The organism is Antribacter sp. NEAU-D49, from assembly GCF_057158775.1.
The window spans coordinates 177096-189538 of sequence record NZ_JBXTSN010000004.1 but is presented as its reverse complement, the minus strand read 5'-3'; the positions used below and the strand labels follow the sequence as shown (position 1 = coordinate 189538).

Genomic DNA, 12443 nt, shown 5'->3' with positions numbered 1-12443 from the left:
CCCCCGGCCCGGGGGGCAGTCCTGGTCGGTTGTGGGTATGGCTGTGGCGTGAACTCCGCGGGGACTTCACGCCACAGCCATACCCACAACCGACCGCCGGCCAGGGCGTCAGTCCTTGTCGGGGTCCGTCCAGACGCCCGACTCGCGCTCGGTCCAGAGTTCGCGGCGCGCCTCGGCCTTGGCGTCCATGCGCTCCGTGAACTCCCGGCGACGGTCGCTGCGCGTCGGGCGCGCGTTGTCGTCGAGCCGCAGGTCCGTACCGCGGGAGCCGAGCAGCTCGGCACCGGCCTGGAGCGTGGGCTCCCAGTCGAACACGACAGAGTTGCGCGGGTCACCGATCCGCACCTCGTCGCCGGCGACCGCACCCGCCTTGAGGAGGCCGTCCTCGACGCCCAGCTTCGCGAGCCGGTCGGCGAGGAAGCCCACGGCCTCGTCGTTGTTGAAGTCGGTCTGGCGCACCCAGCGCTCCGGCTTCACGCCGCGCACCTCGAACCAGTAGTTCTCGGCACCGCCCACGCGACGGACGGTGAACCCGCCGTCGTTCACGGCACGGGGCCGCAGCACGATGCGCGCCGGCTCGGGGGCCGGAGCCTCGGCACGCGCCTTCTCGACGATCTCCGCGAGCGCGAACGTCAGGGCACGCAGACCCTCGTGGCTCGCGGTCGACACCTCGAAGACCCGCAGACCGCGCGCCTCCAGCTCGGGCCGCACCATCTCGGCCAGCTCGCGCGCCTCGGGGACGTCGATCTTGTTCAGCACCACGAGGCGCGGACGCTCCATGAGCGGCACGCGGCCGCCCTCGATCCCGAGGTCGCCCGCGTAGGCCGCCAGCTCGTTCTCGATCACGTCGAGGTCGCTGATGGGGTCGCGGTCCGGCTCCAGCGTGGCGCAGTCGAGGACGTGCACGATCATGGCGGTGCGCTCGATGTGGCGCAGGAACTCGAGGCCGAGACCCTTGCCCTCCGAGGCGCCCGGGATGAGCCCCGGCACGTCGGCCACCGTGTAGCGGGAGTCGCCGGCCTGCACCACGCCCAGGTTCGGCACGAGGGTGGTGAACGGGTAGTCCGCGATCTTGGGGCGGGCCGCCGAGATGGCCGCCACCAGCGACGACTTGCCGGCACTGGGGTAGCCCACCAGCGCCACGTCGGCGATGGTCTTGAGCTCCAGGACCAGCTCGGCCGTCTCGCCCGGCTCGCCGAGCAGCGCGAAGCCCGGGGCCTTGCGCTTGGAGGACGCGAGGTCCCGGTTTCCCAGGCCGCCCTTGCCGCCCGCGGCGGCCACGTACTCGGCGCCCACGCCCACGAGGTCGGCGAGGACGTTGCCGTCCCTGTCCTTGACGACGGTGCCCTCGGGCACCGTCAGCACCAGGTCGCCGCCCTTGGCGCCGTCCTTGTCATCGCCCTGGCCCTGCGTGCCGCTCGGGGCATAGCGGTGCGGCGAGTGGTGGTACTCGAGGAGCGTGGTGGTCTGACGGTCGACGACGAGGCGGACGCTGCCGCCGTCACCGCCGTTCCCGCCGTCCGGGCCGGCGAGCGGCTTGAACTTCTCCCGGCGGATCGAGGCGCAGCCGTTCCCGCCGTCACCGCCTGCGACGTGGAGCACGACGCGATCGACGAAGCTGGCCATGTTCTGATCCTCTCACTGCTGGGGCAAAGCACGAGGGGCGCACCGCGACGGTGCGCCCCTCTGCGAAGACTGCGTCGAAGGCTCAGGCCTCGACGGTCACGATGTCGATGACCTTGCGGCCACGACGCGTGCCGAACTGCACCGCACCGGCGGCGAGGGCGAACAGCGTGTCGTCGCCACCGCGACCCACGTTGGCGCCGGGGTGGAAGTGGGTGCCGCGCTGGCGGACGATGATCTCGCCGGCCTTCACGACCTGCCCACCGAAGCGCTTGACGCCGAGGCGCTGCGCGTTGGAGTCACGACCGTTGCGCGAGGAGCTCGCGCCCTTCTTGTGTGCCATCTCATCCTGCTTTCGTACTGAAGAACGGGGGGAATCCGGGGGGCTGCGGCCCCTCCGACGTCACTTGATGCCGGTGACCTTCACGCGGGTCAGCTTCTGGCGGTGACCCTGACGCTTGCGGTAGCCGGTCTTGTTCTTGTACTTGAGGATCGTGATCTTCGGGCCCTTCTCGTCCCGAACGACCTCGGCGGTGACCTTGACCTTCGCGAGCTTCGCCGCGTCGGTGGTCACCTTCTCCCCGTCCACGAGCAGGAGGGCTGCGAGCTCGATGCTCTCACCGGGAGCCGCCTGGACACGGTCCATGACGACGATGTCCCCGACGGACACCTTCTCCTGACGGCCACCGGCCTTGACGATCGCGTACACCACGTTGCTACTCATCTCTCTAGTCTTGGCATGCACGCACGACGGAACTCACCGGCTTGGCTTGAGACTCGGACCGCCGCGGCGGTCGAGTGCGGTGCGCCATGGGCACGCGGGACTGGTACGCAGACAGCGCACCGACACACAAGACTACGTGACCCGGCGGGTGTACTCAAACCAGGCGGGACGTGGGATGGGCCACGTCCCGCCTGGTCGTCCGGTCCCGGCGCGCGCGTCAGGCCGCGCCGAGGTCCTCCCACGGGCCCCACTGGGCAGCACCGGGGACGTCACCCTGCGTCCACCACTTGGCGCGCCACAGGTGACCGCCGTAGGTGACCCGGGAGTTCCCGGTGTACGCCGTCGACGCGTTCCACGGTGCCGCGGCGGGCACGGTCGGCGTCGGCGTCGGGGTGGGGGTCGGCGTCGGAGTGGGGGTCGGGGTGGGCGTAGGAGTCGGCGTCGGCGTCGTCCCGGCGCACGCACCCCGGTCCTCCCAGACCGCTGCCGCACCCGGCGTCTCGCCCTGCGTCCACCACTTGGCATACCAGGTACGGCCCGCGTGCGAGACGAGCGCGCCGCCCGTGTACACGGCCGACGAGCTCCAGGGCGAGGCCGTGCAGGTGCCCGGCTGCGTGGGCGTCGGCGTCGGCGTCGGGTTCGTGGAGCCGCCCGACGTGAACGGTGCGAACGCCTGGCTGAAGAACCACGTGGGCTGGACAATCCCGGAGCACGTGCCCGCGCCCACCGTCCCGGGGCAGCCGCCGTTGTCCCGCTGGAGGGCCCAGAAGGACAGGAAGCCGATGCGGCCGGTGGCCCACTGCAGCACCTCGCCCGCGTCCTGCTGGGTGAACGTCTCGGCGGGACCGTAGTCGTCGATGCCGACCATCTCGGTGATGCCGACCATGCGCCACAGCTGCGCGTCCGTCTTGCCGGGATACAGCGCCTTGAGCTGGTTGAAGAGGCCGGTCCCCGCGGAGATGGTGCTCTGGCCCATGTCGTGCGTGCGGCCGTCGTAGTAGTCGAAGGTCATGATGTTGACCAGGTCCACGCGGGCGCCGTTCGAGATGGCGTTGCGCAGGAGAGCCAGGCCCGCCTCCGACAGCCCGCTCGTGCTGGTCGGCAGCGTGTACTGGATCTCGAGGGTGCGACCCGTGGCGGCAGCCCAGTCCTGCACGATCTTGAGCGCCTTGTTGCGGCGGTCGATGCCCGCGGAGTTGCTCAGCGACGTGGACTCGACGTCGAAGTCCAGGCGTGTCACGTCGTACGTGGTGACGAGGTTCTGGATGGCGGTCGCGATCGAGGTGACGCTGGTGCAGCTGTCGGCGAGCTCCGTGCCGGTGGTACCGGCCGTGTAGCCACCGAGCGACGGGATGACGTCCCCGCCCTGCGCGCGCACCGCGGCGATCTCGCCGCCCCACGCGGCCTGGCTCACCGGGGTGTCGCCGTTCCAGAGGAGGGTGCACGAGCCGGGGGTCGCGGTCTGCAGGAACGCGAGGGTGAGGTAGTCGGCGCCGGACTGCTGGCTCAGGGTCGACATGTCGTCGCCGAGCCACATCTCGTAGTAGGGCGCGAACACGTGCTGCGGGATCGGCGTCGCGGCGGCGGCGGAGGTGGCGGCTGTGATGCCGATCCCCACGCCCGAGACCGCGACCGCCGCAGAGGCGGCGACAGCGGCCAGCTTCTTGCGGATCATGGAGGGCCCTTCCGGTACGGGCCGGCGCCCCAGAAGGACGCCGGACGGTCTGGCCAGGATTGTTCCCAGTCCTAACTTTTAGACCGTAGGGCTGGTCCTCGCTCTCCGGCAATGAGGGCAACCACGTATCCGCCACCCGCACATGCCGGGGGCACGGTCCGGCGGCCCTCACGGCCGACGACCCGTGCCCCCGGGGGTGAGGTGGGTTCAGTCCAGGACGAACGTGATCTGCAGGGCCACCTGCCAGGCCACGATGTTGCCGTTCTCGATCTCGACCTTCTGCTCCTTGACCCACGCGCCGCTCACGTTCCGCAGCGTCTCGTTCGCGCGGTCGACGCCGACGCGGATGGCGTCCTCGAAGCTCGTGTCCGAGCGCGCGCTGATCTCCGTGATCCGTGCGACCGTCCCAGCCATAGGTGCTCCCCTCGTCGGGGCCGGCGCAGGTCCGCGCCGACCGATGTCTCCACCATGACGCCGCCGCCCGGGTCTCGCCATCGCTGAGCGCGGCCCGGCGAACCCCGCTGCCCTGTGCTTACAGTGGCGGAGAGGAGACATGGGGATGAGCTCGACGGCACAGCAGTTCCGGTACGACCGTGACGACGCGGTCGCGAGGGTCATGCGCACCGTGGCCCGGCGCGGCTTCCTCCCCCGGTCCCAGCAGCCGTTCGCCGGCCACGACCGGCCGCTGCCGATCGGGCGCGGGCAGACGTCGTCGCAACCGTCCACGGTCGCGGCGATGCTCCGGCTGCTCCGGGTGCCGGTCGGCGCACGGGTGCTCGACGTCGGCTCCGGGTCCGGGTGGACGACCGCCCTCCTCGCGGCCCTCGTGGGCCCCTCGGGCGAGGTGCTTGGCGTGGAGCGCGAGCCAGGGCTGGCCGAGTGGGGCGCTCGGAACGTCGAGGCCGCCGGCATGCCGTGGGCCCGGGTGGTCCAGGCCCAGCCCGACGTCCTCGGCGTGCCCCGGCCGGGCGGCTGGGACCGCGTCCTCGTCTCGGCCTCGGCCACGGAGCTGCCCCAGGACCTCGTGGACCAGGTGGGCTACGGCGGTCGCATGGTGATCCCGGTCCGCACCACCATGTACCTGGTCGAGCGGCTGCCCGACGGCGGCGTCCGGACCACCGACCACGGCGCCTACCGTTTTGTGCCCTTGATCGAGGACTGAGACGGAGGTGCAGTGCAGCGTGGGGCCGCAGCGAAGCAGGACCCGCGCGGAACGGAACCGCAGGCTCGGGCCTCCACGAACGACGACTGACTCAGCCCCGGTGCTGCCGGCAGCGCGCCTCGTACAGGTCGGCGCCCCCCACGTGCGCCGGGACCGGCGTGAGGGACGAGCCCGAGCCGGGCGAGGCGTCGTCGGGCACCGGAGCCGTGCGGACGTGGAACGCCGCGTCCGCACCACAGACGGCGCACACCGCGGTGAGCTTCACCACCGACTCGGCCACTGCCATGAGCGCGGGCAGCGGCTCGAACGGGCGGGCGTCGAACGTGACGGAGAGCCCGGCGACGACGACCACGAGCCCGGCGTCGGCCAGGGCGGTCGCCACGGGCACGAGGGCGTCGCCGAAGAACTGCGCCTCGTCGACCGCCACGAGCTCCGTCCCGGCGGAGACGAGACCCGGGATCTCCTCCGCCGACGACGCCACGACCGACGCCACCTCGAGCCCCGAGTGCGACGACACCACGCCCGTACCCCGCCGCGTGTCCATCGCGTGGCTCACCACGAGCACACCCCGCCGGGCGATCTGCGCGCGCCGCACCCGACGCACCAGCTCCTCGGACTTTCCCGCGAACATGGGGCCGGCGATCACCTCGAGCCTGCCGGTGGAGAAGCCGTCATCCATGAGGACAGTCAACCACCGGGGCTCAGCCGGGCCACTCCTCGCGGAGCACGCCCATGACCACCGAGTCGTACCGCTGCCCGTCCACCACGCGGGCCCGCCGGAACCTGCCCTCCTCGGTGAAGCCGAGCGCCCGACCGACCGCCAGCATCGCGTGGTTGCCCGACCACGTCGCGAAGTCCAGGCGCACCCAGTCCGTCGTCCCGAACAGGTACGACACCCACAACCCGAGGGCCTCACGGCCGATGCCCCGCCCGCGCACCGCCGGGTCGTACACGGTGATACCGACCCGGGCCCACTCCGTCTCGCGTGACTCCCAGTACCAGGCCACGGTGCCGGCCAGCTCGCCGCCCACGTCGATCACCAGGCGGCGGGGCGGCAGCCCGTCCGCGTCGGGCGCCGGGCCGGGACCGAGCCCGGCCGCGCGGGCCAGCGCCTCCACCGCGGCGTCCGCCTCGGCGTCGGACGGCACCGGGTAGTACGGGCCGTCCCAGCGGTGCCAGTCGTGCCCGGGCCGCATCCACTCTCGGAACGCGGCCAGGTCGCGCACCGTCCAGCCCCGGAGGGTCACCTGCGGGCCGGCGGCGTAGGTCTCGGAGCTCACGCGCCGAGCCTAGGCCGCGACCACCGACCGACCCCGCTACCGTGGCCTGCCTCAGCGGCCCATCAGCCGCTGCCAGAACCCTCGCTTAGGCGACCTCGTCGCCTGCTCCTTTGGGCAGGTCGTCACCCTGCCCGACGTCGACCGCCTCGGGCCTGTCCGTCACCTGTGCCGAGGTACCCGTCTGGGTGGCGACCGCGTCCTCGACGAAGGCCTCCGTCGCGTCGGCGTCGACCCGCGACGCCTCGACCACCAGGTCGGCCGGCTCCTCGACGGGCGAGCCACCCACCGCCTCGGCGAGTGCCGCGAGGTGCGACGGGTCCCCGGAGGCCCCGTGCTCGTGGTCCCGCGTCTCGTGCGCGTGCGCCGCCGCGGCGGCGATCGTGGCGAGCGTCGCCTTCACCGCCTCGCGTGCCTCGGACCGCTCGTCCGGCAGCACGGGAACGACCGGCGTCGGCGCCGACTCCTTGGCCGGGGTGGCCGCGCCACGCTTGCGACGCTTGCCACGGCCCTCCTCGGAGGCCGACCCGTTGCCGTGCGACCCGTGCGCGACCGGGGCCGCGCCACCGTGCGAGCCCGTGGAGCCGGAGGCCCCGCCACGCTCGACGGGCTCCTCGTGCACGATGAACCCGCGCCCGTGGCAGTGCTCGCACGTCTCGGAGAAGGCCTCGACGAGGCCCTGGCCCACACGCTTGCGCGTCATCTGGACCAGGCCCAGCGACGTCACCTCGGCGACCTGGTGCTTGGTCCGGTCCCGGCCCAGGCACTCGACCAGGCGACGGAGCACCAGGTCACGGTTGGACTCCAGCACCATGTCGATGAAGTCGATGACGATGATGCCGCCGATGTCGCGCAGCCGGAGCTGCCGCACGATCTCCTCGGCCGCCTCGAGGTTGTTCCGCGTGACGGTCTCCTCGAGCGTGCCGCCCGCACCGGTGAACTTGCCGGTGTTGACGTCCACGACGGTCATGGCCTCGGTGCGGTCGATGACCAGCGAGCCGCCGGACGGCAGCCACACCTTGCGGTCCATGCCCTTGGCGAGCTGCTCGTCCACGCGGTGGACGGCGAACACGTCGGTGCTCTCCACCCACTTGGACACGCGCTCGCGCAGGTCGGGCGCCAGCTCGTCGACGTAGGACGAGATCTCGTCCCACGCCCCGTCGCCCTGCACCACCAGCGACGAGAAGTCGTCGTTGAAGATGTCGCGGACCACGCGGATCGCCAGGTCCGGCTCGCCCTGGAGCAGGGCCGGGGCGTTCGCCGTCTTCGACTTCTTCTCGATCTGCGTCCACTGGTTCTGCAGGCGCTCGACGTCGGCACGCAGCTCGTCCTCGCTCGCGCCCTCCGCCGCCGTGCGGACGATGACGCCCGCCCCCTCGGGGACCACCTCGCGGAGAATCTTCTTGAGGCGGTTGCGCTCGGTGTCGGGCAGCTTGCGGCTGATGCCGGTCATCCCGCCGCCCGGCACGAACACCAGGTAGCGGCCGGCGAGCGTGACCTGGCTGGTCAGACGCGCGCCCTTGTGGCCGATCGGGTCCTTGGTGACCTGCACCAGCACCGAGTCGCCCGACTTCAGCGCCTGCTCGATCCGGCGCGGCTGCCCCTCGAGGCCCGCGGCGTCCCAGTTGACCTCGCCCGCGTACAGCACGGCGTTGCGGCCCTTGCCGATGTCGACGAACGCGGCCTCCATGCTGGGCAGCACGTTCTGCACGCGGCCCAGGTACACGTTGCCGGCCATCGACGTCTGCGACTGCTGCGACACGTAGTGCTCCACGAGCACGCCGTCCTCGAGCACCGCGATCTGCGTGCGGCCGTCCTTCTCGCGCACCACCATCGAGCGCGTGACCGACTCACGGCGGGCCAGGAACTCGGCCTCCGTGATGATCTGGCGGCGACGGCCTGCGTCACGGCCCTCGCGGCGGCGCTGGCGCTTGGCCTCGAGCCGGGTGGAGCCCTTGAGCGCCGTCACCTCGTCGGAGACAGGTCCTGCGGCGCGCTCGCGGGTGCGGCTCGCGGCCGCCTCCGCGCGCTCGCCGCGCGTGCCCCGGCGGCGACGGCGACGACGGCGGCTCCCGCCCTCGTCGTCACCCTCGTCCTCGTCCTCGTCGGCCGACGACGGCGTGCTCGCCTCGTCCTCAGCCGTCACGTCGTCCGCGGAGCCGGGCTCGTCGGACTCGTCACGCTCGTCGGCGTCCTCGTCGGACTCGTCGTCGTAGCCGTCACGGCCACGGCCACCCCGGCGGCCACGCCCGCCCCGGCGACGACGGCGGCGCACCGGCCGGAGCTCGTCGTCGTCCTCCTCCTCGACCTCGTCGAAGTCCTCGGGGGCGAGATCGGCGAGCTCGACGCCCTCGGCCAGCAGCTCGGACTCGATGAGCCCGACCTCCTCGGCCGCCGCGGCGTCGTCCTCGCTGAGCTCGACCGCCAGGAACTGCGGCGTGGAGATCGTGGTGGGCTCCACGGTGCCGTCGGCGAACGTCTCGTCAGCCTCCGCGTCGAGCACCGCGGCCTCGGGGGCCTCGGCGACCGGGGACGCGGGGGCCGTCGGCTCGGCGCGCTCGGGAGCGCGCTCCGGAGCCGGCGCGAAGGTCGCGGCGGGCGACGCGGCGGGCCGGGTCGCCGCCCGGCGGCGACGTCCGCGCGTCTCGGTCGCGGGCGCTGCCTCGGCCGCGGGTGCGGCCTCGGTACGCGACGGCGCCTCGGTGCGGGTGGGTGCCTCGGCGCGGGTGGGTGCCTCGGTGCGCGACGGCGCCTGTGCCTCCGCGCCGAACGGGGTCGCGGCCCGGGCCGGGGCCTCCGCCTGGGCGGGGGACGCTGCCCGCGTCCGGAACGTGGCCTGGACCTCCTGCTCGGCCTCGTGCGGGCGCGGCGGGCCTGCGGGGGCCTGGGCGCGACGCGGGCGGCGCGCGGCCGACAGGTCCGGCGCCTGGAAGAGCAGCGCCGTCGTGGCGAGGCGAGGCGTGCGCGAGCCGCCGGTCGTGGCGGCGGGCGACTCGGGCCGGGCCGGGGCCTCGGCTGCTGCCTGGGCCTCGGCTGCTGCCGGGGCGGACTCGGCCGGCCGGCCGGTCGCGGCAGGCCCCGCGGCCTGCGGGGGCACGGCGTCGGCCGGCTCACCGCCGCGGCGGCGCGCGGTCCGGCGGGCACGGGCGGGCTTCTCGGGCTCGGCGACGGGCTCCGGGGCCGCCTCGGCGGCGGGCTGAGCCGCGGGCGGCGTGGCCGGCGCCTCGGGCAGCACGATGCCCAGGTCCTCAGGAGCAGGCGTGGTGGCACGACGGCGGGAGCGGGCGCGCGGCGCCGGCTCGGCGTCCTCCGCGGGGGCCTCGACCGGCTCGACGGCCTCAGGCTCGACGCGCTTGGTCCGGCGGCGGGCACGCGGCGCCTTCGGCTCCTCGACCGCGGGCTCGTCTGCCGGGACGGGCGACTCGGCGCGGGCGGCGGGACCGCCGGGCAGCACGATGTCGTCCAGGCTCCGGATACCGCCCGCAGCAGGGGCGGGCTGCGCCTCCACCGTGCGCTCCGGGAGGCGGAGGTCGGCGAGGAGATCCTTCGCCGACGTCACCGGCTCCTCGACCTCGGCCGCGGCCGGGTCGGTCTCGGCGGACCGGTCGTCGAGCGACAGGTCACCGGGCTCGACGATCTCCTCGACCGGCGTCGGCTCGTCGTCGGCCACCGGGGTGGCGGGCGCGACGACCGCGGGCGGCGCGGCCGTGTCGCGCACGGCGCGCCGGGACCGCTTGCGCGGCGCCTCGGTCGCGTCGGCGGAGGTCACGACCAACGCGGACGTGTCCGGCTGCTCACCGGTCGCCGACGTCTCGGTCGCGGCCGGGGCGACCACGATCGGCGCGACGGCGGGAGCCGGCGCCGCCGTGGGGCGCACGGCACGGCGGCGCGTGGGACGTCCGCCGGACGTCGCCTGCACCTCCTCGCCCTGTCCCGCCTCGGCGCTCCCCTCAGGAGCGTCGTGATCGTTCTGTGACCCGAGGGTTGAATCTGTGGTGCTGCGAGGCGTCACGTGCTGTTCTCCTGTGACCCAGGGTCCGCCCCACACCCGCGGACCGCCGGGCGGTCGGTCGCCCTGGGGCACGTCGCGTCGAAGCGAGTGCCGGGACGGAAGTCTCGGCTGCGGCCACCTCTGCCACGTCTTCGCGGACGCCTGCGACACGGGACCCCTTCACAGTCCTTCGTCGCGGCACCGCGTGCGGATCGCGGAGCTGCTGGCTCGTCAGGCCGTGCGGGGGTGTGGGGCCCAGCACAGCTTCGTCAAGTATCGCACAGCAGGTCACCACCGCCCGAGGAGCGGACGGCCCCGGCGCGCCCCGCGCGCCACGCCGGTCGGCCACAACCATGGCCGTCGCTTGTGGCCGATGTCACCCGCCAGGTGGAGCGCCGGCCGTGCCGCCACCGGTACCTTCCTTGTGAACGCCTTCACAAGCATTCGGACCGCACCTGCAGAGCGCCTGCTCTGAAGAACTGGAGCCCCCTGTGGACGCCCTCGACCTCGCCCGATGGCAGTTCGCCATCGTCACCGTCTACCACTTCGTCTTTGTGCCCCTCACCATCGGGCTGGCACCCCTGGTCGCCATCATGCAGACCGCCTGGGTCCGCACCGGCGACGAGCGCTGGCTCCGGCTGACCAAGTTCTTCGGCAAGCTCTTCCTCATCAACTTCGCGCTCGGCGTCGTGACCGGCATCGTCCAGGAGTTCCAGTTCGGCATGAACTGGAGCGAGTACTCGCGCTTCGTGGGCGACGTCTTCGGCGCGCCGCTCGCCATGGAGGCCCTGGCCGCCTTCTTCGTGGAGTCCACGTTCCTGGGGCTGTGGATCTTCGGCTGGGACCGCCTGAGCAAGCGCGTCCACCTCGCCTGCATCTGGGCCGTCGCGGTCGCCGTCAACCTCTCGGCGTTCTTCATCCTCGCGGCCAACTCGTGGATGCAGCACCCCGTGGGCACCCGGTACAACCCCGAGACCGGACGCGCCGAGATGGAGTCCATCTGGGCGATCCTCGCCAACAACACCCTCTGGGCGGCGTACCCGCACACGGTCACCGCGGCGTTCCTCACGGCGGGTACGTTCGTGGCGGGCATCGCCGCCTGGTGGATGGTCCGGCTCGTGCGCACGCGCGTCCCCGAGAACATCGAGCTGGCGCGCACCGTCTACCGGCCCGCCGTCGTCCTGGGCACGGTGACCATGCTCGTGGCCGGCGTCGGCGTCGCGGTCTCGGGCGACCTGCAGGCCAAGCTGATGTTCGAGCAACAGCCGGCCAAGATGGCGTCGGCCGAGGCGCTGTGCGAGGGCACCGAGGGCGCGGCCTTCTCGATCCTCACCATCGGCGACCTGACCAACTCCTGCGAGGGTGTGCGGCACCTCATCGAGGTGCCCGGGCTGTCCAGCTACCTCGGCACCGGGCACTTCTCGGGCGAGGAGAGCTACCTGCCCGGCGTCGAGGACGTCCAGGAGGACTACACCGCCCGGTACGGCGACACCGACGCTGCGGGCAACCCGGTGGTCTACACCCCGAACCTCGCGCTCACCTACTGGAGCTTCCGGCTCATGATCGGCTTCGCGGCCGGTTCCGTCGCCCTCTCCCTCGCCGCGCTGTGGTTCACCCGGGGCGGGCGCGTCAGCGGCAACCCGTGGCTCGCCCGCATCGGCATCGCCGCCATCCCCACGCCGTTCCTGGCGTCCTCGTTCGGCTGGATCTTCACCGAGACGGGCCGGCAGCCCTGGGTCGTCGTGCCGAACCCCTCGGGCATCGACATGGTGCGCCTGCTCACCGAGCGAGGCGTGTCCACGGTGGTCAGCCCCGGGATGGTCCTCGCCTCGATGATCGTGTTCACCCTGCTCTACGGGGTGCTCGCCGTCGTCTGGTTCCGGCTCATGCACCGCTACGCGGTGGAGGGCGTCCCGCTGGTGGTCCACGACGACTCGCCGGAGGCCCGGACGGACGACGACGCGGACCGCCCCCTCAGCTTCGCCTATTAG

Annotated in this window: 10 protein-coding genes; 2 read left to right on the top strand and 8 right to left on the bottom strand. The window is 72.9% G+C overall.

What is annotated here, in order from left to right:
- Positions 1–108: 108 nt before the first annotated feature.
- From obgE to AC060K_RS05660, 5 genes are all read right to left on the bottom strand, one after another.
- On the bottom strand, positions 109–1626 hold the full coding sequence (gene obgE, locus AC060K_RS05680; RefSeq protein ID WP_483763745.1) for a GTPase ObgE: 1518 nt from the start codon (positions 1624–1626) through the stop codon (positions 109–111).
- 82 nt (positions 1627–1708) lie between these two features.
- Entirely contained in the window at positions 1709–1966 is a 258-nt protein-coding gene (gene rpmA / locus AC060K_RS05675; protein WP_483763744.1) for a 50S ribosomal protein L27, read from the bottom strand.
- A 60-nt stretch (positions 1967–2026) separates the two neighbouring features.
- Complete coding sequence (rplU, locus tag AC060K_RS05670) at positions 2027–2335, bottom strand: 50S ribosomal protein L21 (protein ID WP_483764040.1); 309 nt, start codon at positions 2333–2335, stop codon at positions 2027–2029.
- Positions 2336–2564: 229 nt separating this feature from the next.
- Positions 2565–4022: a chitinase gene (locus tag AC060K_RS05665; protein WP_483763743.1), complete on the bottom strand. Its 1458-nt coding sequence runs from the start codon at positions 4020–4022 to the stop codon at positions 2565–2567.
- A 207-nt stretch (positions 4023–4229) separates the two neighbouring features.
- On the bottom strand, positions 4230–4436 hold the full coding sequence (locus AC060K_RS05660) for a dodecin family protein (protein ID WP_483763742.1): 207 nt from the start codon (positions 4434–4436) through the stop codon (positions 4230–4232).
- Between the two features lie 145 nt (positions 4437–4581).
- Here AC060K_RS05660 and AC060K_RS05655 point away from each other — a divergent pair, with 145 nt between their 5' ends.
- Entirely contained in the window at positions 4582–5184 is a 603-nt protein-coding gene (locus AC060K_RS05655) for a protein-L-isoaspartate O-methyltransferase family protein (RefSeq protein WP_483763741.1), read from the top strand.
- Positions 5185–5275: 91 nt separating this feature from the next.
- On the opposite strand, the gene AC060K_RS05650 is transcribed toward AC060K_RS05655, so the two are convergent.
- The 3 genes from AC060K_RS05650 to AC060K_RS05640 form a co-directional block, all read right to left on the bottom strand.
- Positions 5276–5863, bottom strand: coding sequence for a thymidine kinase (locus AC060K_RS05650; protein ID WP_483763740.1), 588 nt, complete (start codon positions 5861–5863; stop codon positions 5276–5278).
- Positions 5864–5885: 22 nt separating this feature from the next.
- On the bottom strand, positions 5886–6464 hold the full coding sequence (locus tag AC060K_RS05645) for a GNAT family N-acetyltransferase (RefSeq protein WP_483763739.1): 579 nt from the start codon (positions 6462–6464) through the stop codon (positions 5886–5888).
- 85 nt (positions 6465–6549) lie between these two features.
- A complete protein-coding gene (locus AC060K_RS05640; RefSeq protein WP_483763738.1) occupies positions 6550–10473 on the bottom strand; it encodes an Rne/Rng family ribonuclease in 3924 nt (1307 codons plus the stop codon).
- A 470-nt stretch (positions 10474–10943) separates the two neighbouring features.
- Between AC060K_RS05640 and AC060K_RS05635 the strand changes: the two genes are divergently transcribed.
- Positions 10944–12443 (top strand): cytochrome ubiquinol oxidase subunit I, encoded by a 1500-nt coding sequence (locus tag AC060K_RS05635; protein ID WP_483763737.1) that lies wholly within the window; start codon positions 10944–10946, stop codon positions 12441–12443.